Source organism: Cupriavidus respiraculi, from assembly GCF_914271545.1.
GTDB lineage: Bacteria > Pseudomonadota > Gammaproteobacteria > Burkholderiales > Burkholderiaceae > Cupriavidus > Cupriavidus respiraculi.
Genome location: NZ_CAJZAH010000001.1, coordinates 1,361,991 through 1,388,941 on the forward strand (window position 1 = coordinate 1,361,991; position 26,951 = coordinate 1,388,941).

The window sequence follows — 26,951 nt, forward strand, 5'->3', positions numbered from 1 at the left end:
GGGTGAGGGTGACCGCATCCACGAGCCCCGCCGCCAATCCGCGCATCACTGCATCGTCAACCCCGACTGCTTCACCAGCTGCTCCGTGCGCGGGATCTCCGCGTCGACCATCGCCCGGAAGTCCGCCACGCTGCCGCCGCGCGGTTCCGCGCCGGTGGCGGCGAGCTTGTCGCGGAACGCCGGATCGGCCAGCTGCCTGTTGATCGACGCATTGAGTTTGGCCACCACGTCGGCCGGCGTGCCCTTGGGCGCGACGATGCCATACCACGGCGCGATGTCGTAGCCGGGATAGCCCTGCTCCGCGATGGTGGGCACGTCCGGCGCCATCGCCGAGCGTTTCGCGTTGGAGACGCCCAGCGCGCGCAGCTTGCCTGCCTTGACGTACGGCAGCCCGGTCATGATGGTGTCGAAGTACATCGACACCTGGCCCGAGAGCAGCGCCGGAATCGCTTCGCCGGCGCCCTTGTACGGCACGTGCACGATGTCGATGCCGGCCATGGCCTTGAGCATCTCTCCCGCCATGTGCGAGGTCGTGCCCGCGCCGAACGAGGCATAGGTGAGCTTGCCGGGATTGGCCTTGGCGTAGGCCACCATCTCCGGCAGCGTCTTGAACGGCAGCGACGGATGGGACAGCAGGATATTCGGCGTGAAGGCCACTACCGCGACCTTCTCGAACGCATCCGGGTCGTAGCTCAGTTTCTTGTACAGGAAGCGGTTGGTGACCATAGACGCCGGCCCCGACATCAGCAGCGTATAGCCGTCGCCCGGCGCACGCGCCGCGGCCTCGCTGCCGATCATGGCGGCGGCGCCCGGTTTGTTCTCGATCACGAAGCTCTGGCCATACTCCTTGGCCAGCGCCTGCCCGAGCTGGCGCGTGATCAGGTCGGTGGCGGCGCCCGGATTGAACGGCACGACGATCTTCACCGGCTGCCGTGGCCACGCGGAATCGGCATGACCGGGCAACGATGCGGTGAGGCCGGCAAGCGCGGCGACGGCGAGACAGGCTCGGAGAAGGCGGAAACGGACTGGCATCGACATACCTCTGTTGAGCGAAGGAAATGCGTCCTGCCCGGGGGCCGGACGAAAGAGCATGGCAGCGAACGGTCGCCGCCATGCGCACGGGGCCATGCATCGCAACAGCCGTGCCATGCGAATCGCGCCCCGGAGCGCGCGAAATCCCGCAGAAAACGGCTTAAAACGGGCGTACGTCTCCCGCCGGACTCGATGGCTCGAGGCCGGCCCACACCGCGCACGCCGTGCGCACCATCGTGTCCGCATCGCGCTCGCGGACGCGGCATGGCGCACCGCTTGGGGGCGCCGCGCCGCGATCGGATGTCTACGCCAGACTGATCCAGGTGGTCTTCAGATCGGTGTACTTGTCCAGCGCATGCAGCGACTTGTCGCGACCGGAGCCCGACTGCTTCACGCCGCCGAAGGGCACGGTGATATCGCCATCCATGTAGCAGTTGACCCAGACCAGCCCGGCGCGCAGCTGCCTCGAGACGCGATGCGCGCGCGCGAGGTTCGATGTCCACAGGCCGGAACCCAGCCCGTACGGAGAATCGTTGGCCATGCGCAGCGCTTGCTCTTCGGTATCGAACACGGTCACCGCAAGCACGGGGCCGAAGATCTCCTCGCGGACGATGGACAGCGTCTGCGCCGGGCATTCGAAAATCGTGGGCTGCACGAAGTAGCCGCCGCTGTCGTCGCGCACGCGGGCGCCGCCCATGCGCAGGCGCGCGCCCTCGCGCTGGCCGGCCGCGACATAGGACATCACCCGGTCGAGCTGGCGCGCATCGACGATGGCGCCCATCGCGGACGCGGGGTCCAGCGGATCGCCCGGCTGCATGCGCGCGGCGCACGCCTCGAGCTTTTCCATGAATGCGTCGTAAATCCCGCGCTGCACGTACAGCCGCGAGCCCGCGATGCAGATCTCGCCCTGGTTGTTGAAGATGCCGATGGCCGCCGCCTGCGCCGCGCGGTCCAGGTCTGGACAGTCGTCGAACACGATATGCGGCGACTTGCCGCCGCATTCGAGCCATACCCGCTTCAGGTTCGACTGGCCCGCATACTCCATGAAGCGCTTGCCGGTGGCCGTCGATCCGGTGAAGGCGATGCAGTCCACGTCGGGATGCAGACCCAGCGCCTGTCCGGCCTGTGCGCCCAGGCCCGGCACCACGTTCAGCACGCCTGCTGGAATGCCAGCCTGCGCGGCCAGCTCGGCCAGGCGCAGCGCGGTCAGCGGCGATTGCTCGGCCGGCTTGAGCACCACGCTGTTGCCGGCGGCCAGCGCGGGCGCCACCTTCCAGCTGGCCATCAGGAGCGGATAATTCCACGGCACCACGGCCGCCACCACGCCCAGCGGCTCGCGCGTAATGGTGGCCAGCACGTTGGCATCGGTGGGCGCGATCTCGTCGTAGATCTTGTCGATCGCCTCCGCGTACCACGCATAGGTGCGGGCACATTCCGGAATGTCGTACAGCAGCGTATCGGCGATGGGCTTGCCCATGTCCAGCGTTTCCAGCAGCGCCAGTTCCTCGCGATGCGTCTCGATCAGGGCCGCCAGCCGCAGCAGCACGGCCTTGCGCTCGCGCCGCGGCATCGCGGCCCAGACGCCCTGCTCGAACGCCCTGCGCGCCGCCGCGACGGCGCGGTCCACATCGGCCTGGCCGCACGCGGCGACCCGGGCCAGCAGCGCGCCAGTCGCCGGGTAGATGCTGTCGAAGGTGGCGCCGTCGGCGGCATCGCACCATGCGCCGTCGATATAGGCCTGGCTGCGCAGGCCGCCGCTGCCGCCGGCCAGCGCCTGGGCGCGCTCGCGCCAGTAGGACAGATCGTGAAGTTCGCTCATGGGGATTGCCTCGAATCAAGGGAGGAAGGGGCGCGTGCGAGGCGCAGTCCGCGCGCCGGCAGGGTCAGCGACAGCCCGGCGGCGACGATCAGCGCGATGCCGGCCAGCGCCGGTCCATCCGGCCAGCGGCCGAACCACCATGCGCTGTAGACCAGCGCCAGCAGCAGATGGAAATAGTTCAGCGGCGCCAGCGTGGAGGCCGGCGCACGTTGCAACGCCAGGATCAAGAGCACCTGGGCCAGCGCGCTCATGAAGCCCATCGCCAGGATCGCCATCCAGTCGACGAGACCGGGCCACACCGCGGGGAGGAAGAACGGCGCGGGCAGCGCGGTGGCGATCATGCAGATCACGGCCGCGAAGCCGTACTGCACCTGCGCATCGACCTTGCCCGCCATGCGCCGCGTCAGCAGCTGCAGCAGCGCATAGCCCAGCATGGCGGCCACCATCAGCGCCGTGCCGAGCCACGACAGCTGCCCGCCCGGGCGCACGATCAGCAGCATGCCGGCGAAGCCGGTGGCCACCGCGAGCCACTGGCGCGCGCCGACGCGCTCGGCCAGCAGCCAGGGCGACAGCGCGACCACCACCAGCGGCGCCATGAAGTAGATCGCCGTGGCCTCGGCCAGCGGCATCCACAGCAGCGCGGTCATGAAGCAGGTGCCCATGACGGCCAGCATCAGTCCGCGCAGCGTGAGCAGGCCGCGGTGCGGCGTGCGCCAGAAGCGCAGCCGCCCCGAGCCGGCGAGCATCGCCAGGGCCACGGCCATCGTGGCCGCGTAGCGTACGACGTTGAGAAAGGGCGCGGGATAGCGGCCGACCAGATGCTTGGCGGTGGCGTCCACGGTCGCAAACAGCATCACCGCGCAGAGGAAGAGCGCGCCGCCGCGCCACCAGCCCTCGCCGCCGTCGCGGCCCGCGGCGGCGCTCACGTGCCCGCCCGCGCCACCATGGCGCCGAGCAGCACGTTGGCCCCGGCCTCCAGATGCTCCGGCCTGGCGTCTTCGATCTCGTTGTGGCTGATGCCGTCCTTGCACGGCACGAAGATCATCGCCGTGGGCGCGACGCTGGCCATATAGACCGCGTCGTGGCCCGCGCCGGTCACGATGTCCTGATGGCTGTAGCCGCGGGCCGCGGCCTCGCTGCGCACATGGCCGATCAGTTCGGGCGCGAACGGCGTGGGCGGGAAATACTGCACGTCGCGCACGTCCACTTCCAGCGGCGTGCCGGTGGTGGTGCCGTTCGCCAGCGCCGCGCACGCGGCGCGAAAGCGCGCGTCCATCTCGGCCAGGCGCCCAGCGTCCTCATGGCGCAGGTCGACGGTGAAGGTCACCGCGCCGGGAATCACGTTGCGCGAGGCGGGATGGGCGTTGATCACGCCGACCGTGCCGCGGCCGTGGGGCGCGAAGTCGTTGGCGATGCGCACGACCTCCTGCATCAGGAAAGTGGCGCCATACAGCGCGTCGCGGCGCAGCGGCATCGGCGTGGGCCCGGCATGCGCCTCCATGCCGGTCACGGTCACGTCGTACCAGCGCAGGCCCAGCGAGCCGGTCACCACGCCGATCACGTTGTCGGCCCCTTCGAGAATTGGCCCTTGCTCGATATGCGCCTCGAAATAGGCGCCGACCTGGCGGCCACCCACTTCCGCCGCCCCGGCATAGCCGATCGCCTGCAATTCGTCGGCCACGCGCTTGCCGTCGCGGTCGGTGGCGTCCAGCGCGGTCTGCAAGGGAAAGATGCCGGCGAACACGCCGGAGCCCATCATCACCGGCACGAAGCGCGTGCCTTCCTCGTTGGTCCAGATCGCCACCTCCAGCGGCGCCTCGGTGCGCACGCCGTGGTCGTTCAGCGTGCGTATCACTTCCAGCCCCGCCAGCACGCCGTAGCAGCCATCGAACTTGCCGCCCGTGGGCTGCGTGTCGATATGGCTGCCAGTCATTACCGGCGGCAGCGCGTCGTTGCGCCCCGCGCGGCGGCCGAAGATGTTGCCGACGCGGTCCACGGTCACCGTCAGACCCGCCTCGCGCATCCAGCCGGTGACCAGATCGCGCCCCTGGCCGTCCAGCGCGGTCAGCGCCAGGCGCGCATTGCCCCCCTTGGGCGTCGCGCCGATGCGCGCCAGGTCCATCAGGGATTGCCACAACCGCTGGCCGTCGATCTTCAATGTCGTCATGTCGATCTCCTCGAAACGTTCGCTACGCCATCGCGGGCGCGAAGCCGGACAGGAAGGCATCGAGCGCCGCACCGATGGCGTCGACCTCGTAGCCGCCCTCCTGCACCACCACGGTTGGCACGCCCAGCGCATGGATACGCTCGCCGATGCCGCGATAGCCGTCCATGCCCACGGCCAGTACGCTGATGGGATCGTGCTCGTAGGTGTCGAAGCCCAGCGACAGCACCAGCGCCTGCGGGCGGTAGTCGCGCAGCGCGTTGAGCGCGCTGTCCAGCGCCGCGAGAAAGCCGGTGTCGCCGGTGCCGTGCGGCAGCGGGAAGTTCAGGTTGTAGCCATAGCCCGCGCCGTAGCCGCGCTCGTTGGCATAGCCGGTATAGAAGGGGTAGTACGCGGCGGGATCGGCATGCAGCGAGATCGTCATCACGTCCGAGCGCTGGTAAAAGATCTGCTGTGTGCCGTCGCCGTGATGGGCGTCCACGTCCAGCACCGCCACCTTCTCGAAGCGCTTGAGCAGAGCCTGCGCGGCGATGGCGGCGTTGTTGACGTAGCAGAAGCCGGCGGCGCGGTCGCTGTGGGCGTGATGGCCGGACGGGCGGCACAGCGCATAGGCCATGCCGATGCCCTGCTGCTGCCCGCAGACATGGTCGGCGGCCGCCACCGCGCTGTGCGCCGAACGCAGGATCGATTGCCAGCTGTGCGGGCCGAGCGGGCAGCTCAGGTCGCCCAGGTAGTAGCCGGCCTGCGCGATCACCGAGTCGGTGGGGCAGTCGGGGCGGCGGGTCTGGTCAACCTTGCCGTTGTGGTACGGCGATAGGTTGGGCAGCACCTCGATGCCCGGCTCGAATCCGGGCCGCGCCAGCGCCTGCCACTTGTCGTAGGCACGCGCGAGAAAGTCGAGATAGGCCGGGCTGTGCACGGCCTCCAGCGGCGCGCGGCCATAGTCGGGCGCGGCGGCAAGATCGATGCCGCGCGCGGCGAGCGCGGCCTGCAGCGCGGCGGCGCGTGCGGGCACGTCGGTGGGCTCGCACAGCCGGCCCGCGCGCATGAACTGGCGCGGCTGGTGGAGCAACTGGTCATCCGAGAAGAAGGCACGCATATCGTAAGGGCGTAGGGGGTGGGGCGTGAGGGGCGCGGTCGGTCAGGGCGCCGCCTGGGATTGGGATTGGGATTGGCGCGCCAGCGCGGCCTCGCGGATCTGCGTCAGCGTCATGCCGGGCGCGATGCCGTCAGGGTCGTAGCGAAGCTCGATCAGCGCCGGCAGCCGCTGCGTGCTGGCGAACGCCAGCGCCCGCGCGAAGGCCGGGCCGAACTCGGCATCGCTCGCGACCACTTCGCCATGGCCGCGGTAGGCCCGCACCAGCTCGCTGAAATCGGGGTTGTCGAAGCCCAGAGCGATGGTGCGCCCGGGAAATTCGCGCTCCTGGTGGGCGCGGATGGTGCCCCACATGCCGTTGTTGAACACCAGCACGACGATCCCGAGCCGGTACTGCATCGCCACGCCCAGTTCCTGCAGATTCATCTGGAAGCAGCCGTCGCCGGCATAGCAGACCACGGTGCGCTCCGGGTGTTCGAGCTTGGCGGAGATCGCGGCCGGCAGGCCGTAGCCCATCGAGCCCACCGTGGGGGCGAGGCTCGTGCCGATACCCTTGAAGCGGTAGTAGGCATGCGGAAACAGCGCGTAGTTGCCGGCGCCGACGGTGATGCAGGCATCCTCGGGCACATGGTCGCGCACATGGCAGGCGGCCGCGTTCAGGTTCAGCGGGCCCGGCGCGGGGGCGGGCTCCTGGCGCGAAAGATAGTCGTCACGCGCGGCGCGGGTCTGCGCCGACCACACGGGCTCGCCCGCCGGCCGCAGCCCATCGACCGCCTGCGCGAACGACACCACGTCCGCCGCCACCGGCAGCGCGGCCTGGAACACGCGCCCCAGCTCGTTGGCATCCGGATAGACATGTACCAGCCGCTGGCGCGGCAGCGGGCTTTCGACCAGCGTATAGCCTTCGGTGGTGGCCTCCCCCATGCGGGTGCCCACCGCGATCAGCAGATCGGCGTCGCGGATGCGCCCGCGCAGCGCCTCGGTCATGCCCCAGCCCACATGGCCGGCGAAATGGGGATGATGGTTGTCGAAGCACTCCAGGCGGCGCCAGGCCACGCCCACGGGCAGCGCAAAGCGCTCGGCGAAGCCCTCGATCTGGCGCATGGCCTGCGGCGTCCAGCCGGAGCCGCCGACGAGCAGAAAGGGCCGCCTGGCGTCTGCCAGCAGCGTGGACAGCGCGCTCATCGCCTGCGGCGTGGGCGCCGAATGCGAGCGTTGGTAGCGCGGCAGGTCGGCCACCGCGGCCTTGCCCCACAGGGTGTCCTCGGGCAGCGCCAGCACCACCGGACCCGGCCGCCCGCTGGTCGCCACGGCAAACGCGCGCGCGATGAACTCGGGGATGCGGTCGGTGCGGTCGATCTGCGCCACCCACTTCGCCATCTGACCGAACATGCGGCGGTAGTCGATTTCCTGGAAGGCCTCGCGCTCGTAGAAATCGTTGCCCACCTGGCCGACGAACAGGATCATCGGCGTGGAGTCCTGGTAGGCGGTATGCACGGCGATGCTGGCATTGGTGGCGCCCGGGCCGCGCGTCACGAAGCAGATGCCCGGCTCGCCGGTCAGCTTGCCGTAGGCCTCGGCCATATAACCCGCGCCGCTTTCCTGCCGGCACACCACCGGCTGGATCGCGTCCTGATGGTCGTACAGCGCGTCGATGCACGGCAGGTAGCTTTCGCCAGGCACGAGAAACACACGCTTGACGCCGTGGATGCGCAATTGTTGTACGAGGATCTGCCCGCCGTTGCGCTCGGCCGTCTCCGGGCCCCGCCCCACGGTGCTCGATGCTGCTTCTGTCATTGCCTGTTTCCTCCGTGCGCCTTGCCGCATGACGCCTGCCCGGCGGCGCCCGCTGTCTTGATCTCGATTTCGACGAAGACGCATTCGCCCTCGTGCGCGTTGATGACGTTGTGCTCCACGCCGGCCGGCCGGGAATAGGCGCGGCCGGCGACCAGCTGGCTGGTGACCTCGCCGTCCGCGGTCTGCAGCAGCAGCGCGCCGGTGGTCATCGGCACCACCACGTAGTCGTAGCCATGGCGGTGGAAGCCGGTCTCGGCGCCGGGCGCGAAGCGCCATTCGGTGACGATCACGCGGTCGTTGTCGACCTGCACGGTGGGCACTGCCTGGGGTCTGGTCATGCTGGGCACTCGCTATGGACGGCGCTGAGCCGGTGAAGGTGAAGCCGCGCCCCCGTCCCGCGGGGGCGGGCGTGAGGTCAGCGGTCGACGCCGCCCATGCACAGGTACTTGATCTCGAGGTAGTCATCGATGCCGTACTTCGAGCCCTCGCGGCCCAGTCCCGATTGCTTGACGCCGCCGAACGGCGCCACCTCGTTCGAGATCAGGCCGGTATTGATGCCCACCATGCCGTACTCCAGCGCCTCGGCGACGCGCCAGATGCGGCCGATATCGCGGCTGTAGAAGTACGACGCCAGACCGAACTCGGTGTCGTTGGCCATGCCGACCACCTCCTCGTCGGTATGGAAGCGGAACAGCGGCGCCAGCGGTCCGAAGGTCTCCTCCTTCGCCACGCGCATGGCCGGCGTCACGTCGGCCAGCACGGTCGGTTCGAAGAAGGTGCCGCCCAGCGCGTGGCGCTTGCCGCCGGCCAGCACGCGGGCGCCCTTGCCCAGCGCGTCGTCGATATGCAGTTCCACCTTGCGCACCGCATCCTCGTTGATCAGCGGGCCCTGCAGCACGTCGGGTTCCACGCCGCTGCCCACCCTCAGCTTCGCTACCGCGGCGACCAGCTTCTGCGCGAACGCGTCGTAGACCTTGTCGTGCACGTAGAGCCGGTTGGCGCAGACGCACGTCTGGCCCGCGTTGCGGTACTTGGAGGCGATGGCGCCCTCCACCGCCGCGTCGAGATCGGCGTCGTCGAACACGATGAACGGCGCGTTGCCGCCGAGCTCCAGCGACAGCTTCTTGATGGTGTCGGCGCACTGGCGCATCAGGATGCGGCCGACCTCGGTGGATCCGGTGAACGTCAGCTTGCGCACCACCGGATTGCCGGTCAGCTCGCCGCCGATGGCCTTGGCGTCGCCCGTCACCACGCTGAGCACGCCCGCGGGCAGGCCCGCGCGCTCGGCCAGCACCGCCAGCGCCAGCGCCGACAGCGGCGTGTCCTCCGCCGGCTTGAGCACCATCGCGCAGCCAGCGGCCAGCGCCGGGCCCACCTTGCGCGTGATCATCGCCAGCGGGAAGTTCCACGGCGTGATGGCGGCGCAGACTCCCACCGGCTCCTTGACGACCACCAGCCGCTTGTCGTTCGCGGGCGTGGCCAGCACATCGCCGCAGACGCGCTTGCCCTCTTCGGCGAACCATTCGAGGAAGGACGCCGCGTACACGACTTCGCCCTTGGCCTCGGCCAGCGGCTTGCCCTGCTCGGTAGTCATCAGCAGCGCGAGATCGTCGGCGTGCGCGAGCATCAGCTCGTGCCATTTGCGCAGCACGGCGCTGCGCTCGCGCGCGGTACGGCGGCGCCACTCGGTCTGCGCAGCACGCGCGGCCTCGATGGCGCGGCGCGTTTCCGCCGCGCCCATCTTCGGCACATTGCCGATGGGCGCGCCGCTGGCGGGATCGGTGACGGGGAAGGTCTCGCCGCTGTCGGCGTCGGCCCAGGCGCCGCCGATAAACGCCTGCGCGCGCAGCAGGCCGGTGTCGTTCAGTTGCATCGTGTACTCCGGTTGAGGTCGCGGGGATCAGCGGACCAGCACGTCCTCGAGGATGTCCAGCCCTTCGTCCATCACCGCGTCGGGAATGGTCAGCGGGAACAGGAAGCGGATGACGTTGCCGTAGACGCCGCAGGACAGCAGCAGCAGTCCCTTCTCCAGCGCGCGGTTCTGCACCTCGCGGGTGAACTCCGGGTCAGGGCTGCCGTCGGCCTTCTGGAATTCCACCGCGACCATGGCGCCCAGGCCGCGCACTTCCGCCATTTGCGGCACGCGCGAACGCAGGCCGTGCAGACGGTCCATCAGCCGCTCCCCGAGCGCCGCGCCGCGCGCGACCAGTTTCTCTTCCTCCAGCACGTCCAGCACCGCCAGCGCGGAAGCCACCGCCAGCGGATTGCCGGCATAGGTGCCACCGAGCCCGCCGGGCGCCGGCGCGTCCATGATCTCGGCGCGCCCGCACACCGCCGACAGCGGCATGCCGCCGGCCAGGCTCTTGGCCATCGTGGTGAGGTCGGGCGCCACGCCGTAGTGCTCCATCGCGAACAGCTTGCCGGTGCGGCCGAAGCCGGTCTGCACCTCGTCGGCGATCAGCAGGATGCCGTGCTCGTCGCAGAGGGCGCGCAGCGCCTTGACGAAGGCGGCGGGCGCGACATTGAAGCCGCCCTCGCCCTGCACCGGCTCGAAGATGATGGCGGCCACGCGCTTGGGGTCGACGTCTGCCTTGAACAGGTGTTGCAGCGCCTTGAGCGAGTCCTCGACCGAGATGCCATGCAGCTCGCCGGGATACGGCGCGTGATAGACCTCCCCGGGGAAGGGACCGAAGCCGACCTTGTACGGCACCACCTTGCCGGTCAGCGCCATGCCCATCATGGTGCGGCCGTGGAAGGCGCCCGAGAAGGCGATCACGCCGGGCCGGCCGGTGGCGGCGCGGGCGATCTTGATGGCGTTCTCGACCGCCTCTGCGCCGGTGGTGAAGAACGCGGTCTTCTTGGCCGACTGGCCGGGCGCGCGCTGGTTGATCTTCTCGGCCAGCTCGATATAGCTGGCATAGGGGACGATCTGGTAGGCCGTATGGGTAAAGCGCTCCAGTTGCCGCTGCATCGCCGCCACCAGACGCGGATGGCGGTGACCCGTGTTGAGCACCGCGATGCCGGCCGCGAAGTCGATATAGCGGCGGCCCTCCACGTCCCAGATTTCCGAATTCTCGGCCCGCTCGGCGTAGAAATTGCACATCACGCCCACGCCACGGGGCGTGGCGGCATCCTTGCGGCGGACCAGTTCGGCGTTCTTCATGGTTTGCTCCATATGGCTTGGTTGGGCGCGCGGACGGTGTCAGGGTCGGTCGATGTCCGCGCGAATTCGGGTTGAGGTACGGGTGCGGGTTCAGGCAGCGGCGCGGATCGCCTTCGGATCCCACTCCTTGCCGGGAATCGCGGCGATCAGCCGCTGCGTGTAGTCGTGCTGGGGCGCATCGAAGATCTGGGCCGGCGGCCCTGACTCGACCACCTTGCCCTTGTGCATCACGATCACGTGATGGCAGATCTGGGCGGCCACGCGCAGGTCGTGGGTGATGAAGATCAGGCCGATATCGAGCCGCTTCTGCAGCGCGGCCAGCAGCTCCAGCACCTGGGCCTGCACCGAGACATCGAGCGCGGACACCGACTCGTCGGCCACCAGCAGCTTGGGTTCGAGCGCGAGCGCCCGGGCGATGCCGATGCGCTGGCGCTGGCCGCCCGAGAACTGGTTGGGATAGCGGTCGAACGCCGAGGGCTCCAGGCCCACCAGCTCCAGCAGCTCGCGCGTGCGGGCGTTCGCCTTGTCGCGCGGCACGCCATTGGCGACGGGGCCGTCGCTGATGATCCGGCCCACGGTATGGCGCGGATTGAGCGAGGCGAACGGATCCTGGAAGATCATCTGCACGTCCTTGCGCAGCGGACGGAAGCGGCGCTCGGACAGGTGCGCGATGTCCTGCCCCTGGAACAGCAACTCGCCGCCGTCGATCTCCGTCAGACGCAGCAGGCATTTGCCGATGGTCGACTTGCCCGAGCCGGATTCGCCGACGATGCCCAGCGTCTCGCCGCGGCGCACGGTGAAGCTGACGCCGTCGACCGCATTGACGACGCGCTTGCGCGTGAACAGCCCGCCGCCGGACACATACGTCTTGCGCAGCGCACGCACCTCGAGCACCGTCTCGGCGGCGCGGCTATCCGGCTCGCCGCAGCGGCCGTGCGGCACCGCGCCGATCAGCCGGCGGGTATAGGGATGCTGCGGGTGGTTCAGCACCTGCTGCGCGGGTCCCATCTCGACCAGCACGCCCTTCTCCATCACCGCCACGCGGTCAGCGATCTCCGCCACCACCCCGAAATCGTGAGTGACGAACATCACCCCCATGCCCTTCTCGGCCTGGATGCGCTTGATCAGCGCAAGGATCTGCGCCTGCGTGGTGACATCGAGCGCCGTGGTGGGCTCGTCGGCGATCAGTAGCGCCGGCTCCAGCGCCAGCGCCATCGCGATCACCACGCGCTGGCGCTGCCCGCCCGAGAGCCGGAACGGGTAGCTGTGCACCAGCGTGGCGGGGTCGGGCAGCCCGACGAACTCGAGCAGTTCCAGCACGCGCCGCATGCGTGCCTCGCCGGAATAGGCGTGATGCACGCGCATGACCTCGGCGATCTGGTCGCCCACGGTCATCACCGGGTTCAGCGCGGACAGCGGCTCCTGGAAGACCATCGCCATGTCCTTGCCGCGCATCGACAGCAGCGTGGCTTCGTCCTGCGCCAGCAGATCCCTGCCCTGGAACAGGATGCGGCCGCTCTGCGGCTTTAGGTACGGCGGCAGCAGGCCCATGATGGCATTGGCGCTCATCGACTTGCCGGAGCCCGACTCGCCGACGATGCACAGGATCTCGCCGGCGTGCAGGTCGTAGGACACCTCGCGCACCGCGTGGGCGCGGTCGCCGCCGGCGGGCAATGCGATGGTCAGGTCGCGGATCGACAGCAGCGGCGCGTTGCCCTGGAGCTCGTTCACGGCGTGAGGATGCTTGTTTGACATGGCTGGCTTCCTCATTCGCCGCGGCGGCGCAACTGCGGATTCATGGCGTCGTTCAGGCCTTCGCCGATCAGGTTGATGGACAGCACCGTCAGCAGGATCGCCACGCCGGGCCACACGCTCATCCACCAAGCTTCGCGGATCATGGTGCGCGCCGCGCCGATCATGAAGCCCCAGCTCATCATGTTGCGGTCGCCCAGCCCCAGGAAGGACAGCGCCGATTCGGTCAGGATCGCGGTCGCGACCATGAACGAGGCCGAGACGATGATGGGCGACATGGCATTGGGCAGGATCTGCGTGGCGATGATGCGCAGCGGCTTCTGGCCGATGACCACCGCGGCCTGAACGAACTCGCGCTGCTTCAGGCTCAGGAATTCGCTGCGCACCAGCCGCGCGACCGGCGGCCACGACACCACCGAGATGGCCGCGACGATGGAATAGATCGACGGATTGAAGATGGCCACGATCACCACGGCCATCGCCAGCTGCGGGATGGTCTGGAAGAACTCGGTGAAGCGCATGAGCGCGTCGTCGATGCGTCCGCCGCAATAGCCGGCCACCGAGCCGATCAGGATGCCGAACAGCAGCGCGACGCCGGTGGAGATCACCCCGACCAGCAGCGAAACGCGCGCGCCGTACAGCATGCCGGCGGTGATGTCCCGGCCCAGCATGTCGGTACCGAACGGATACGCCGGGTCGGCGAACGGATGCACCAGGGGGTCCGCCACCATCAGCCACGGCGAGTCCTCGTACAGCACCGGCGCGAAGATCGCGAAGGCGATCACGGCCAGCAGCACCAGCAGGCCGGCGACCGCGCCGTAGTTGCGGCAATAGCGTTGCAGGAAGGCTTTCATGCCGTGGCTCCCTTGCCGCCGACCGAGATGCGCGGATCGATGAAGCGATACAGCACGTCGGTCAGCAGGTTGAAGAAGACCACCAGTGCGGAGGTCACGAAGAAGATGCCCAGCAGCAACTGGTAGTCGCGCTGCAGCAGCGCGTCGAACATCAGCCGCCCGATGCCCGGCCAGGAGAACACCGTCTCGGTCAGCACCGCGCCGCCGGCCATCTGGCCAAGCTGGATGCCGGCGAAGGTGATCACCGGCAGCAGCGCGTTGCGCAGCACGTGCACGCGGATCACGCGGTTGGCCGGCACGCCCTTCGCGCGCGCCGTCTTGACGTAGTCCATGCCCATCACTTCCAGCATCGATGCGCGGGTCAGCCGCACGTACACCGCCATGAAGAAGCAGCCGAGCGAGACCGTGGGCAGGATCATGTGCAGCGCCACGTCCTTGACGCGCGCCATGCCGGTGTACCCCGCGCCGATGGTTTCCATGCCGAAGGCCGGGAGCCAGCCCAGCACCACCGAGAACAGGATGATGGCCATCAGCGACAGCCAGAACAGCGGCGTGGCATACAGCAGCAGCGCGCCGGACATCACCGCGCTGTCGATCCAGCGGCGGCGGTTCTCGTAGCGGGTGCGCGCGGCGATGACGCCCAGCAGCACGCCCAGCACGATGGAAAACACGAAGGCGCCGCTCATCAGCAGGAACGTCGCGGGCAGCCGGTCCAGGATCAGGTCGAGCACCGGCAGGTGATTGCGGTAGGAGTAGCCCAGGTCCAGCTGTGCCACGCCCTTCAGGTAGATGGCGAGCTGGGTCATCAGCGGCTTGTCCAGGCCGAACTGCTCGCGCAGCTGGCCGACGAAGGCGGCGTCGCCGGCGCCCGCCTCGCCCGCCATCACCGTGGCGGGGTCGCCGGGCGCGAGCCGGATCAGGAAGAAGTTGATGATGACCACGCCGAGCACGACCACGATGGCCTTGCCCAGACGGGATATCAGGAAGGAAAGAAAGTTCACGGCGAGCTCCACGCGGGCGATCTGCGGGTGTGTTCTCCCCTCTCCCGCGCGCGGGAGAGGGGCGGGGGTGAGGGTGACCGCTCGCGATACTGCGGACGCTTGAACCACCCCTCACCCTGACCCTCTCCCCGTGAGGGGAGAGGGGACCGGTATTGGTGAATCGGTCGCGATCGCAGCATTGCCACGCCCGGTGACCGCCCCCCAACGAAGTACACCGGTCCCTGGGACGACCTCAGTTCTTCTCGATCGAGACGTTGTCGAACGACTCGTTCAGGCCGATGGCCGTCGTCACCAGGTTCTTCACGTTCTTGCGGTAGAGCGTGGGGAACTCCAGCTCGAACAGGTTGCCGTTGGCGACCTCGGTGACGAGGATCTTCTGCACCTCGCTATAGAGCTTCTGGCGCTCGGCTGCGTCCATCGTCGCGCCGGCCTTGGCCCACAGCTCGTCCGCCTTCGGGTTGTTGTAGCCCTGCACGTTGGCGAACGGCGTGCCCTTGACGATGTTGCGGGCCACGTACAGCCGCTCCACGCCCAGCGCGGGGTCGCCGTACTGGTAGGTGTAGGTGGTCGTCAGGTCGAAGTCCCAGTTGCTGACGCGGGCCGCCCACGTGCCGGCGTCGGCCGATTCGATGCTGACCTTGAAGCCGATCTGCTCGAGCATCTGCTTGGTGTACTCGTCCAGGCGATCCCAGTTGGCGCCATACGAGGTGGCGAGAATCTTGACCGGGTACTGGCCGACATTGACGCCCGACTCCTTGATCAGGTCGCGCGCCTTCTTCAGGCTGAACTCCATGTTCGGCATGTTCTTGTCGAAGAACAGCGTGGTCGACGCGAAGGGGCTGACCGCCGGCTTGCCCATGCCGAAGAAGATGTTGTTGACGATCATGTTGCGGTTCAGCGCATGCATGACCGCCTGGCGGACCTTGACGTTGTCGAACGGCGGCTTGCGCTGGTTCATCAGCATGCTGGTCATCGGCGAGAACAGCTCCCAGCCCTTGGTGGTGTACTCCACGTTGGGCAGCGCGCGCAGGCGCTTGACGTCGACGTTGTCGACATCGCCGCCGCGCAGCACCTGCACGTCGCCCTTCTCGAACGCCACCGCGCGCGAGGCGGAGTCGGGAATCACGTAGAAGACCAGCTCATCGAGGTACGGCTTGCCCTTCTTCCAGTAGTTCGGATTCTTGGCCAGCTTGATATAGGCGCCCTTCTTCCATTCCTTGAACATGAACGGGCCGGTGCCCACCGGCTTCTGGTTCGCCGGATTGTTGCGATAGTCGGTGCCCTCGTACAGGTGCTTGGGCATCATCGGCATGGTGCCGGTCTCGAACATCGAGATGAACGGCGGGAACGGCTCCTTGAGCTTGATTTCCACCGTGCTGTCGTTGACCGCGCGGATCGAGGCCATGTACTTGTTGAGCACGGCACGCGTGCGCACGTGCACTTCGCGCAGCAGCTTGTCGATGGAGAACACCACGTCGGCGGAGGTGAACGGCTTGCCGTCGTGCCACTTCACGCCGCTTTGCAGCTCGAACGTGTAGGTCAGGCCGTCGGGCGAGATCTTCCACGACTTGGCCAGTTCGGGCTGCGGCTTGAGGTCCGGCGAGTACGTCAGCAGGCCTTGGTAGATCTTGCCGGCCACGTACTGGGTGGGCGCCTGGGAGTTCAGGGCGCTGACCAGAATCGGCGGCTCGGGCTGGACGATGCCGGACAACGTGCCGCCCACGGTCTGGGCGGCGGCGTTGCCCGAAGGCAGGGCCAGCGGCAGCAGGGACAAACCCGCCGCCGCGATCGCTAGCGAAGCCAGGCGCTGTTGAAGGCGCGTCGTAACTCGTTTCATCGGACCGTTTCCTTGTCGTTGTGAACAGCTGGAACAGAAGTGCACTGCTTCTACTTCGATCGTGAGGCGGCGGACGCCGTCCGGCGTCACGCGTCGCCGAGCGGCTCCACGCCGCACCAGTCGTGCATGAACTGCGCAAGCGTGGTGGCGACGCGCACCATGCTGTCGAGCGACACGGACTCGTCGATGCCGTGGATGTTGCGGGCCACCGGGCCGTAGCAGGTGACCGGCGTATCGAGCATCAGGCGGAAATGGCGGGCGTCGGTGGTGGCGGTGGTGGCTTCGCGCGCCACCGGCACGCCGTGCACCTTGCGGTGGGCGTCGGCCAGCGTCTGCATGCTGGGCACGTCGAGATCGAACTCGCAGCCCGGCGCATGAAAGCCTTCGTAGCGGATGGTCAGTTCGAGATTGCTGGCAAGGCGGTCCACGGTGGCGCGGATGCGCGACTCCACGAGCGCCTTGGTCTCGTCGATATCCATGTGCGGATAGAAGCCGATGCGCACACCCAGCGTGCAGGTGCACGGCACCGACGAATTCCATTCGCCGCCGTGGATCTGGCCCAGGTTGAAATTGATCGGATGCGCGTGGTCGCGGTACACCGGCGGACGGTTCTCGGGCAGGTTCCACTCGGCCTCGAGCTCGCGCAGGTCCGCCATCACGGCCACGCCGGCCTCGACCGGATTGACGCCGGTGGTCATGTAGGCCGCATGGGCGGGCCGCCCGGTCAGTTCGATGAACATCCAGTAGACGCCGACCTGCGCGCTCATCAGGCTCTCGCCCAGCGGCTCGGGAATGATCACCGTATCGAACGAGGCCAGCTTGCCCGCGCCCACCGCGCTGCGCAGCGCGGCCACGGTGGCCAGCGCCCCGTTGCCGGTGTTCTCTTCCTCCAGCACGGCGTTGAAGCCCACCGCGCCGGCGGGCTGCACGCCCAGCGCGCGCAGCGCCTTGAACGCCGCCAGCGCGCAGACGATGCCGGCCTTCATGTCGCCGGCGCCGCGGCCGTAGAGCCAGCCGTCCTCCACCACAGGGGTGAACGGCGGGTTGCGCCACATCGATTCGGGGCCGGTGGGCACCACGTCGAGATGGCCGTTGAACAGCACCGAACGCCCGCCTTTGGTCGGCGGACGATGCGTGGCCAGCAGGTTGTAGCGGCCGCCGTCCGGACAGCACGGCGGCGAGAACAGCGGCAGGTCGCGGATGGCATCGGCGCGCAGATGGATGCGTTCGGACTCCAGGCCCAGGTCGCGCAATGCCGCCTCGATGAAATCGGCGGCGGGCTGCTCCTGGCCCGAGGGGCTCGCTGCCGCGACAAAGCCGGACAGCGTCTCGGTCATGTACGGCAACAGCGCACGCACGGCGTCGGCGATGTCGGTGGTGGTGAGCTGGCGTTGCGAATGCGCGGATGGACTTGCCGAGACTTGCATATGCGCTCCCTGGACGCCGTGGCGACCTTGTTCCCTATGGACTCGCCGGAGCGAAAGCACTTGCACCGGCACGCGATGGGTGGGAAATTAACGCACAGTTGGCACCATAGATAGGTCCATATTTGCGGTTTTAGCTGGAGCCATTTTTGAAAGAGTCGATTTTGTCCGAGCTGCTGCTGCAGCGGCTGGAGCGGCCGACGGACGGCGCCACCGACAAGGCCGGCGGGCATATGAACCGCCAGGTCTACCAGATCATCCGGCAGGAGATCCTTGCAGGGACTATTCCCGCGGGGTCCAAGCTGCCCGCCTCGCGCATGCTGTCGAAAGAGGTCGGCGTCTCGCGCAATACGGTGCTCTACGCCTACGAGCAGTTGCTGGCCGAGGGCTATGTCACTGCGTCGACGGGAAGTGGCACCTTTGTGTCACACACTTTTCCCGACCATAGTGCATTGCACAAGGTTGGCGCCGGAAGTGGCACCATGTCTGTGCCTGCACTGCAGCAAAGCCCGAACCGCTTTGCGCTCTCGCGGCGTGGGCAGCATCTCGTGTCCCATGCCGGGGCATCGGATCGCCAGTGGGGTGCGTTCATGGCAGGCGTGCCCGACGTATCGCTGTTTCCACGCGCGGTTTGGACGCGCCTGCTGAACAAGCACTGGCGCGAGCCACGCCCCGAACTGCTGACCTATGCGCACAACGGCGGATATATGCCGCTGCGCCGCGTGCTGGCCGAGCACCTGCGCCTGGCGCGCGGGGTGCGGTGCGATCCCGAACAGATCATCATGACGACGGGCATCCACCAGGCCATCGACCTGATCGCCCGGCTGCTGGCCGACCCGGGCGACAAGGCATGGATGGAAGACCCCGGCTACTGGGGCACGCGCAGCCTGCTGGCCAACTCCGGCGTGGAGCCGATTCCGGTGCCGGTGGACAGCGAGGGCATCGCCCCCGATGCCGCCACGCTGCAGAACCCGCCGCGCTTTATCTTCGCCACGCCGTCGCACCAGTACCCGCTGGGCACCGTGATGAGCCTGTCGCGCCGGCGCATGCTGCTGGAATACGCGCGGCAGCGCGGCGTGTGGATCGTCGAGGACGACTACGACAGCGAATTCCGTTTCGAGGGCCGCCCGCTCGCGTCGCTGCAGGGGCTGGACGAGCACGACCGCGTGATCTACATGGGCACCTTCTCGAAGACGCTGTTCCCCGGCATCCGCATGGGCTTCATGGTGCTGCCCAAGCCGCTGGCGCCGCACTTCGCCACCGGACTGTCCGAGCTGTTCCGCGAAGGGCAGCTGATCCAGCAGGCCGTGCTCGCGGACTTTATCGAGGAAGGCCACTACGCCACGCATATCCGGCGCGTGCGGCTGCGCTATGCGCAGCGGCAAAGCCTGCTGCGCGAGGCCATCGCGGAGCGCTTCGGCGCGGACTGGCCGACCTCCACCCACGAGGCCGGGCTGCATCTGGTCATGCATCTGCCGCCGGGCGCCGACGACCTGGGCATCAGCATGGCCGCGCGCACGCAGGGCCTGAGCGCGCGCCCGCTGTCGCGCTACTACAGCGACACGGCGCAGGCGCGCCAGGGCATCCTGATGGGCTATGCCTGCGTGCCCGAGGAGGAGATCGGCCCCGCGTTCCGCAAGCTCGCCGAAGTCATCGAGCCCGCCATGGAGCATCTGGCCCGCATGCAGCAGCCGCGGCGCGAGCCGGCGGCCTCCATCAACCGCGAGGCTTGGAGCGGCGCGTAGGACGTTGCGAGCGCCGGCGCGCCGCCGGTTTGCTGCCTTTGACGATCAACCCATTCTTTCCGCTACGAGAACCTTGTTCATGTCCACCGCCATCTCCGCCCAAGCCCCGTCCGTCAACACCGAGGCCTTGCTCGCCGAACTTGCCGCCGTGCTCGACGCGGCCGGGCTGCAGACCGGCGACGCCATCGAGACGCGCTTTCGCAAGGACTGGTACGCGCCGCTCGATCCCGTGCCCCCCGTGGCGGTGGCGCGCCCGCGCAATACCGCGGAGGTTTCCGCCGTGCTGGAGATCTGCAATCGCCATCGCCAGCCCGTGGTGCCCCAGGGCGGGCTGACGGGCCTGGCCGGTGGCGCCACGCCCGCCGGCGGCGAACTGGTGCTGTCGCTGGAGCGCATGCGCGGCGTCGAGGAAATCGACGGCCAGGCCGGCACCATGACCGTGATGGCCGGCACCACGCTGCAGGCCGCGCAGGAGGCGGCGCGCGCGGCGGACTGGCTGCTGCCCGTGGACCTCGGCGCGCGCGGCAGCTGCCAGATCGGCGGCAATATCGCCACCAACGCCGGCGGCAACCGGGTGATCCGCTACGGCATGATGCGCGACCAGGTGCTGGGGCTCGAAGCGGTGCTGGCCGATGGCACCGTGATCACCTCGATGAACAAGATGCTCAAGAACAACGCCGGCTACGACTTGCGCCAGCTGTTCGTCGGCACCGAAGGCACGCTGGGGGTCGTCACCCGCGCGGTGCTCAGGCTTGCCCCCCTGCCGGCCACCACGCAGACGGCGCTGTGCGCGCTGTCGCGCTACGAGGACGTGGTGCAACTGCTGCGCCATGCCCAGCGCCGGCTGGCAGGCCGGCTGTCCGCGTTCGAGGTCATGTGGGCCGATTTCTACGAACTGGTCACGACGCGCGTGTCCGGCGTGCGCGCGCCGCTGCCCGCCGGCCATGCCTTCTACGTGCTGCTGGACCTGCAGGGCGACGATGCCGGCCAGGACGCGCCGGCCTTCGAGAGCATGCTCGAAGCGGCGATGGACGCGGGATGGATCCAGGACGCCGCGGTCGCCGCCAGCCACAAGGAGGCGCAGAGCTTCTGGCAGCTGCGCGACGCGGTGGCGGAATTCCCGGTGATGTGGGCGCCAAATGCCGCGTTCGACGTAAGCCTGCCGATCGGGCAGATCGGCATGTTCGCCGAGGCGCTGCGCATGGCGGTGCTGCGCCAGTGGCCGCGCGCGGAACTGGTCAACTTCGGCCACGTGGGCGACAGCAACCTGCACGTGAGCGTGTATCTGCCCGACGTCTCGCTGCACGACTTCCCCGAGCACGAGATCAGCGAGGTGGTCTATCGCGTGGTGCAGGACTTCGGTGGCAGCATCTCGGCCGAACACGGCATCGGCACGCACAAGAAGCCCTTTCTCGGCTGCTCGCGCACGCCGGAGGAACTCGGGCTGATGCGGGTGCTGAAGCGGACGCTCGATCCAAACCATATCCTCTGCCGGGGCCGGGTCATCGACTTGGAGTAATCTCTCGTCCGAGCCGCGGGATGCATCACGTGCTGAAGCATGCCGCTTCCAAGAACAACAACCAACGGGTTCGGGTCATGACCTCTACCGCCATTCTTTCCGCGCCGCGCACGGAACGCCGCCGGCTGCCCCATTCCTTCTGGCTAGCCGTTTTGCTGTGCGCATGCACGCTGCTGTCCGCCTGCTCCAACGGCGACGATGCGCAGGCGCCGGCGGGCCTGAGCTACGCGATGACCTCCGCCGTCTACGAGGCCGGCGAACCCATCGTGCCGAACCGGCCCAGCGTCAGCGGCGGCGCCGTCGAGCGCTACACCGTGGCGCCGCCGTTGCCGGACGGGCTGGCGCTGGACGGCACGACCGGCGTCATCGCCGGCACGCCGCGCTCCGTCAGCGCGCCCACGCTGTACGTCGTGACCGCGACGAACGGCGGGGGCAGTGCCACGGCCCGGGTGCAGATCGAAGTGCGCAACACCCCCGCCGCGCCAGCCGGACTGGCGTACCGCGAGCCGGCCGTCACCTATACCGTGGGCGCGCCCATCGCCGCCAACACCCCCACCAGCAGCGGCGGGCCCATTGCCGCCTACCGCATCGCGCCCGCGCTTCCAGCGGGCCTGGCGTTCGACACGCAGACCGGAGCCATCACAGGCACGCCCACTGCCGTGTCGGCAGCCGCCAGCCATACCGTGACCGGCAGCAATGCGGCGGGCGAGACGACCGCGACGGTGCAGATCACGGTGCAGGCCGCTGCAGTGGCGCCGGCCAGCCTGAGCTACAGCACGCCGGTCGCGCTGTACGTCAGGGGGGAAGCGATCGTGCCCAATACAGCGGTGCTGAGCGGCGGCACGGCGGCCACGTTCTCGGTCAGCCCGGCGTTGCCGCCGGGCCTGAGCCTGAATACGGAGACCGGCGTCATCGCCGGCACGCCGACCACCGTGCAATCCCAGGCGACGTACACGCTCACCGCGAGCAACGGCGCGGGCAGCGTCCAGGCGCAGGTGCGGATCGCGGTCACGTCGCGCGGCAGCTGGACAGCGGCGGCCCCTTTGCTTGTGCCCGCGCACTATTCGGCTGCGACGATGTTGCCCACTGGCAAGGTGCTTGTCGCGGGCGGCTTTGCGGCCGGGGGCAGCACCAGCACGGCGGCTCTCTACGACCCTGTCGCCAACACATGGACAGCCACGGGCAGCATGGCTACTCCACGGTCGGGGCATGCCGCCACGCTGCTCAACGACGGACGCGTGCTCGTCACCGGTGGCGACATCGGCGGCACGATGGGTACGGCTTCGGCGGAAATCTATGAGCCCGCCACCGGCACGTGGCAGAGCGCTGGCGTCATGTCCGAAGTTCGTGCGAACCATACTTCCACGCTGCTGCCGGACGGCAAAGTGCTGGTCATTGGCGGCTATGACAGAAGCGGAAGTCTGCACTTCTCGGACACGGCGGAGTTGTACGACCCGTTCACGGGCACATGGTCGGTGCTGGCCACCCGACTTGCCGCAGGGCGGGCTCAGCATGGGGCGACACTGCTGCCGGGCGGCGCCGCGATACTGTTGGCCAGCGGCGTCAATTCTTCCGGCTTTGTCACAACGGCGGAGCTGTTCCCGGTGGATGACAGCGGCGCCACCACGCCGGTCGCAGGACCCTCCATGTCGAACAACGTTGCGCAGTCCGTGCTGCTGCGCGACGGCAAGGTCCTCGTCATCGGCGATGGCGGCACCACGAGCTGGCGTTACGACCCGGCCACGTCCGCATGGACGAGCGGCACCATGACACTCCGCCGCTCACTGCCCGTGACGATGTTGCTGGCCGACGGTCGAGTGCTGGTGGCGGGCGGCGCAGGCGATGGAGGTGTCCGGCTGGCCAGCGCAGAAATCTACAATCCCGACACCAATAGCTGGACCTGGGCAACGCCCATGTCAGTGGCGCGCGGTGCCGCCGTGGGAACGTTGCTGTCGGATGGCAGTGCCTTGGTGATCGGAGGATTCGATGCCGGCGAGGTGGCTTCCGTGGAGCGCTTCCAGCCGTAGCACCACTGGTTCGCTCGCCTCTTCCGCTTGCGGGAGAGGCGAGAAATGCGTCGTCTAGCCGCGCTGGACGTCATAGCGCAGCTCGCACATGCCGCCGCCCATCTGGCGGACCGACGTCAGCTGCAGCACCGGGCTGAGCACCCGGCGCGGGAACAGCGGCTTGCCGCGGCCCAGCGTCACCGATCCCACCTGCAGGATCAGTTCATCGAGCAAACCCGCATCGAAGAACTGGCCGGCGAGATCCCCGCCCCCAACGATCCAGACGTTCTTGCCGCCCGCCGCCGCCCGCATCTGTGCGTGGGCGTCGCGCACATCGCCATTGACGAAGCGGATATCGGCCCGCTCGACGAGCGGCAGTTTTCTGCTGGTGAAGACCCACGCCGGCTGCGTATAGGGCCACGGCGAGCCCGTCTCGGCGGCGACGGTGTCGGCGTGGCGCAGCATCCATTCGTAGGTGGACGAGCCCATCGCCAGCGCGCCGACTTCGGCGATGAACGCGGGATAGCTCGACTCATTGATGTTGCCGAGCGGGAACAGCCATTCGAGCGAATCGTCCTCCGTGGCAATGAAGCCGTCCAGGCTGGTCGCGGTGAAGTATTGGGTTTTCATGGCAGTGTGCGGCTCCCGGGAAAGTGATGAAGACCGCCATGGTACTGCCGGCCGCCCCGCGCTACATCACCCTTCCGAACCACCACAGCGACAGCAGCCCCGCGCAGCCGGCCAGCAGCGCGCCGAGCGCCGCGAAGAAGGCGGTGAGCTCGACCTGGTCGCGCTTGTCCAGCGTCAGACGGGCGTTGAGCGTCTGGTACACCCGCTTCAGTTGTCCGGCTTCCTCCAGGCGGAAGTAGTCCGCCGCGGTCGCGTCGGCGACCTGCTTCAGTACCTGCTCGTCGAGCTTGACGCGCGCCGACCAGCCGTCGGCCGTCAGCACCACGCCCTCGGTCGTGCCCACCCCTACGGTGTAGATGCGCACCCCATGCGTGGCGGCAAGCTGCGCGGCCTGCAACGCCGCGGGCCCGGCATTGCTCTCGCCATCGGAGAACAGCACGATCGCACCGGCGGCATAGGAGCCGGGCGCGACCGGTTCGCCGCTGGCCGCGGCCGGCGGTCTCTTCGGCGGCGAGGCGTCGTCGTTCAGCAGCCGCTCGGCTTCGGGAATCGTCTGCGGCAACAGGGTCGTCAGCGCAATCAGCAGGCCATTGCCCAGCGCGGTGCCGCCCTGCGGCTGCAGCCGGTCGATGGCCGCGGCCACGTCGTCCTTGCGCCGGCTGGGCGCCTGCGCCACCGCGGCGGTGCCCGCCATCGCCACCACGCCCACGCGCACGCCCGACGGCTGGGCCTGCAGCAGGACCTTGGCCGCCTGCTGCGCCGCGCGGATGCGGCTGGGCTTGACGTCCTGCGCGCGCATGCTGCCGGACAGGTCGACGACCAGCATCACGGTCTCGATGCGCGAGGGCAGCGTCAGCACGGCGTGGGGTCGGGCGATGGCGAAGATCAGCGCCGTCAGGCCCAGCAGCGTCAGCAAGGGAGACACATGCCGCCGCCAGCCCCCGTTCCCCCGCATCGCGAGGCCGATGGTCTTGAGCGCGGGATGGTCCACCGTCGCGCGCCGCCGCCCGTCCAGCCAGAAGTAGGCGGCGGCCAGCAGCAGCACCAGCGCCAGCAGCCACAGCATCCGCGGCCACAGGAAGCTGAAGACAGGCAGGCGGCTGAAGGCGTCGATCATGCTGCCCCCTTGGCGGCGCCCTGCTGCCGGCGGCGCTGGCGCGCGAAGTGCAACAGCGCCAGGTCCAGACGGGCATACGTGGACAGCGTCAGGCATTCCACGCCGGCGCGCACGAAGGCAAGGCGCAGTTCCTCCTCGCGCGCCTGCGCCGCCGCGGCGAAACGCTTCCTGAAGGCGGGGTCGTGCGTATCGACGAACATCTGCTCTCCGGTTTCGGCATCCTGCAGCACCACCAGCCCGAGATCGGGCATGTCCACCTCCAGCGGATCGACCAGCCGCACGGCGACGACTTCATGCCGGCGCGCCAGCAAACCCAGCGACGCCTGCCAGCCGGGCGCGCTGATGAAGTCGGAGACGACGAACACGACCGAGCGCCGTTTCGCGGCGGCGCGGGCGCGCTCGAGCAGGTCGCGCAGCCGGGTATCGCCGGGCGAGGCGGCCGGCGTGGAGCGCATGCGCGCGAGCAGGTGCAGCAGCTGGCGGCGCCCGGAGCGCGCCGGCACCACGAGCGGCCCCGCGTCCTGGGCCCCGCCGTAGAGCACCGCGCCCACGCGGTTGCCATAGCGCGTCAGCAGCAGCGCCATCACGGTGGTGAAGTCGCTCAGCAGGTCCCGCTTGCGCACCTGGCCGGAGCCGAAGTCGATCGAGCCGCTCAGGTCCAGCAGAAACCACACGGCCACCTCGCGGTCCTCCTGGAACTCGCGCACGTGCGGCGTCTGCAGCCGCGCGGTCACGTTCCAGTCGATATGCCGCACGTCGTCGCCCGGGTGGTATTCGCGCAGGTCGGCCAGATCGAGTCCGAAGCCGCGGAACAGCGTGCGGTAGTCGCCCTGCAGCATGCCGTCGAGACGGCGCACCACGGTCCACTCCAGCCGGCGCAACAGCGCGTCGGTCTGGTCGGGAACGACGCCCCCCGGCCGTGCGGCGGCGGGCGCGCCGTCGGCGGCGGGTGCGTCCGGCGCGCGCCGGCGCCTACCGAGCAGCCGCGCGAACATGGGCCTCCATGGGACGTTCGGGCACCGGCAGGGCCGCGAGGATGCGCGTGATCAGCTGGTCCGCGGTGATGCCGTCGGAAATGGCCTCGTAGGACAGCGCCAGGCGGTGGCGCAGCACATCGGGCACCAGGTCGATGACGTCTTCCGGCAGCGCGTAGTGCCGGCCGCGCAGGAACGCCAACGCCCGTGCGCCCTCGATCAGCCCGATGGTCGCGCGGGGGCTGGCGCCGAAGGACACGTAGCGGTCCAGGTCGGCCAGGTCGTAGGCCCCGGGCTTGCGGCTGGCGGCCACCACGCGCACCGCGTACTGGATCAGGCCCGGGTCGACGTACACCTTGCGGCATTCCTCCTGCAGCGCGACCAGGTGCTCGGGCGTGGCGATCGGGGCCACGCTGATGCGCGGACCGGTCACGCGGTTGACGATCACGACCTCCTCTTCCTCGCTGGGATAGCCCACCAGCACCTTCATCATGAAGCGGTCCACCTGCGCCTCCGGCAGCGGGTAGGTGCCCTCCGTCTCGATCGGGTTCTGCGTCGCCATCACCAGGAACGGCGCCGGCACGCGATGGCTTTCGCCGGCGATCGTGACCTGCTTCTCCTGCATGACCTCGAGCAAGGCGCTCTGCACCTTGGCCGGGGCGCGGTTGATCTCGTCGGCCAGCAGCAGGTTGGCGAAGACCGGGCCGCGCACCGTGGAGAACTCCCCCGTGCCCTGGTGGTACATGCGCGTGCCGATCAGGTCCGCGGGCAGCAGGTCGGGCGTGAACTGGATGCGCTTGAACGTGCCGCTCATGGTGCGCGCGAGCGTATTGACGGTCAGCGTCTTGGCCAGGCCCGGCACGCCCTCCACCAGCAGGTGTCCTCCGGCCAGGATGGCCACCAGCACCCGTTCGAGAAAGTGGTCCTGGCCCACCACCACGCGCTTCACCTCGTACAGCAGGCGTTCCATCAGGTCGGCGCTGTCCGGCGCGCTTCTGGTCTGGTCGTTCATGGGTCGTTC

The 26,951-nt window shown here is 68.7% G+C and carries 21 protein-coding genes; 3 read left to right on the forward strand and 18 right to left on the reverse strand.

The window, feature by feature from the left end; genetic code table 11:
• Positions 1 to 45 precede the first annotated feature (45 nt).
• The 14 genes from LDO27_RS06080 to LDO27_RS06145 form a co-directional block, all read right to left on the reverse strand.
• Positions 46 to 1,032 carry a Bug family tripartite tricarboxylate transporter substrate binding protein gene (locus tag LDO27_RS06080; RefSeq protein WP_224040347.1) on the reverse strand — a complete coding sequence of 329 codons (987 nt, stop codon included), beginning with the start codon at positions 1,030 to 1,032 and terminating at the stop codon, positions 46 to 48.
• 304 nt (positions 1,033 to 1,336) lie between these two features.
• The gene (locus tag LDO27_RS06085) at positions 1,337 to 2,851 is read right to left on the reverse strand and encodes an aldehyde dehydrogenase (RefSeq protein ID WP_224040350.1); all 1,515 of its coding nucleotides are present in this window, start codon (positions 2,849 to 2,851) and stop codon (positions 1,337 to 1,339) included.
• Positions 2,848 to 3,777, reverse strand: a complete 930-nt coding sequence (locus LDO27_RS06090) for a DMT family transporter (protein WP_224040352.1) — start codon at positions 3,775 to 3,777, stop codon at positions 2,848 to 2,850. Before LDO27_RS06090 ends, LDO27_RS06085 begins: the two co-directional genes overlap by 4 nt.
• Positions 3,774 to 5,018: a Zn-dependent hydrolase gene (locus LDO27_RS06095; protein ID WP_224040354.1), complete on the reverse strand. Its 1,245-nt coding sequence runs from the start codon at positions 5,016 to 5,018 to the stop codon at positions 3,774 to 3,776. The genes LDO27_RS06090 and LDO27_RS06095 overlap by 4 nt, the downstream gene beginning before the upstream one ends.
• A gap of 22 nt (positions 5,019 to 5,040) precedes the next feature.
• Positions 5,041 to 6,114 carry a histone deacetylase family protein gene (locus LDO27_RS06100; RefSeq protein ID WP_222204622.1) on the reverse strand — a complete coding sequence of 358 codons (1,074 nt, stop codon included), beginning with the start codon at positions 6,112 to 6,114 and terminating at the stop codon, positions 5,041 to 5,043.
• A 42-nt stretch (positions 6,115 to 6,156) separates the two neighbouring features.
• A complete protein-coding gene (locus LDO27_RS06105) occupies positions 6,157 to 7,908 on the reverse strand; it encodes a thiamine pyrophosphate-binding protein (RefSeq protein ID WP_224040356.1) in 1,752 nt (583 codons plus the stop codon).
• The gene (locus tag LDO27_RS06110) at positions 7,905 to 8,246 is read right to left on the reverse strand and encodes a cupin domain-containing protein (protein ID WP_224040358.1); all 342 of its coding nucleotides are present in this window, start codon (positions 8,244 to 8,246) and stop codon (positions 7,905 to 7,907) included. The genes LDO27_RS06105 and LDO27_RS06110 overlap by 4 nt, the downstream gene beginning before the upstream one ends.
• Before the next feature lie 77 nt (positions 8,247 to 8,323).
• Positions 8,324 to 9,781 (reverse strand): NADP-dependent succinate-semialdehyde dehydrogenase, encoded by a 1,458-nt coding sequence (gene gabD, locus LDO27_RS06115; RefSeq protein WP_224040360.1) that lies wholly within the window; start codon positions 9,779 to 9,781, stop codon positions 8,324 to 8,326.
• A gap of 27 nt (positions 9,782 to 9,808) precedes the next feature.
• A complete protein-coding gene (locus tag LDO27_RS06120; RefSeq protein ID WP_222204614.1) occupies positions 9,809 to 11,071 on the reverse strand; it encodes a 4-aminobutyrate--2-oxoglutarate transaminase in 1,263 nt (420 codons plus the stop codon).
• Positions 11,072 to 11,161: 90 nt separating this feature from the next.
• Positions 11,162 to 12,826: an ABC transporter ATP-binding protein gene (locus tag LDO27_RS06125; RefSeq protein WP_224040361.1), complete on the reverse strand. Its 1,665-nt coding sequence runs from the start codon at positions 12,824 to 12,826 to the stop codon at positions 11,162 to 11,164.
• 11 nt (positions 12,827 to 12,837) lie between these two features.
• A complete protein-coding gene (locus tag LDO27_RS06130; RefSeq protein WP_222204610.1) occupies positions 12,838 to 13,677 on the reverse strand; it encodes an ABC transporter permease in 840 nt (279 codons plus the stop codon).
• Positions 13,674 to 14,678, reverse strand: a complete 1,005-nt coding sequence (locus LDO27_RS06135; protein ID WP_222204608.1) for an ABC transporter permease — start codon at positions 14,676 to 14,678, stop codon at positions 13,674 to 13,676. Before LDO27_RS06135 ends, LDO27_RS06130 begins: the two co-directional genes overlap by 4 nt.
• Positions 14,679 to 14,910: 232 nt before the next feature.
• Positions 14,911 to 16,515, reverse strand: coding sequence for an ABC transporter substrate-binding protein (locus LDO27_RS06140; protein WP_224040363.1), 1,605 nt, complete (start codon positions 16,513 to 16,515; stop codon positions 14,911 to 14,913).
• Positions 16,516 to 16,601: 86 nt separating this feature from the next.
• Positions 16,602 to 17,942 carry an ArgE/DapE family deacylase gene (locus LDO27_RS06145; protein ID WP_224040365.1) on the reverse strand — a complete coding sequence of 447 codons (1,341 nt, stop codon included), beginning with the start codon at positions 17,940 to 17,942 and terminating at the stop codon, positions 16,602 to 16,604.
• Positions 17,943 to 18,088: 146 nt separating this feature from the next.
• Here LDO27_RS06145 and pdxR point away from each other — a divergent pair, with 146 nt between their 5' ends.
• From pdxR to LDO27_RS06160, 3 genes are all read left to right on the forward strand, one after another.
• On the forward strand, positions 18,089 to 19,684 hold the full coding sequence (gene pdxR, locus LDO27_RS06150) for a MocR-like pyridoxine biosynthesis transcription factor PdxR (protein ID WP_224040367.1): 1,596 nt from the start codon (positions 18,089 to 18,091) through the stop codon (positions 19,682 to 19,684).
• A 79-nt stretch (positions 19,685 to 19,763) separates the two neighbouring features.
• Positions 19,764 to 21,203 carry an FAD-binding oxidoreductase gene (locus LDO27_RS06155; RefSeq protein ID WP_224040369.1) on the forward strand — a complete coding sequence of 480 codons (1,440 nt, stop codon included), beginning with the start codon at positions 19,764 to 19,766 and terminating at the stop codon, positions 21,201 to 21,203.
• A gap of 77 nt (positions 21,204 to 21,280) precedes the next feature.
• Positions 21,281 to 23,230 carry a Kelch repeat-containing protein gene (locus LDO27_RS06160; protein ID WP_224040371.1) on the forward strand — a complete coding sequence of 650 codons (1,950 nt, stop codon included), beginning with the start codon at positions 21,281 to 21,283 and terminating at the stop codon, positions 23,228 to 23,230.
• A 54-nt stretch (positions 23,231 to 23,284) separates the two neighbouring features.
• Here LDO27_RS06160 and LDO27_RS06165 read toward each other — a convergent pair whose 3' ends face one another.
• The 4 genes from LDO27_RS06165 to LDO27_RS06180 form a co-directional block, all read right to left on the reverse strand.
• Positions 23,285 to 23,839, reverse strand: coding sequence for a dihydrofolate reductase family protein (locus LDO27_RS06165; RefSeq protein WP_224040373.1), 555 nt, complete (start codon positions 23,837 to 23,839; stop codon positions 23,285 to 23,287).
• A gap of 61 nt (positions 23,840 to 23,900) precedes the next feature.
• A complete protein-coding gene (locus LDO27_RS06170) occupies positions 23,901 to 24,956 on the reverse strand; it encodes a vWA domain-containing protein (RefSeq protein WP_224040375.1) in 1,056 nt (351 codons plus the stop codon).
• Positions 24,953 to 25,951 (reverse strand): DUF58 domain-containing protein, encoded by a 999-nt coding sequence (locus LDO27_RS06175; protein WP_224040377.1) that lies wholly within the window; start codon positions 25,949 to 25,951, stop codon positions 24,953 to 24,955. The genes LDO27_RS06170 and LDO27_RS06175 overlap by 4 nt, the downstream gene beginning before the upstream one ends.
• Positions 25,929 to 26,942, reverse strand: coding sequence for an AAA family ATPase (locus tag LDO27_RS06180; protein ID WP_222204593.1), 1,014 nt, complete (start codon positions 26,940 to 26,942; stop codon positions 25,929 to 25,931). The genes LDO27_RS06175 and LDO27_RS06180 overlap by 23 nt, the downstream gene beginning before the upstream one ends.
• Between the last annotated feature and the right edge of the window lie 9 nt (positions 26,943 to 26,951).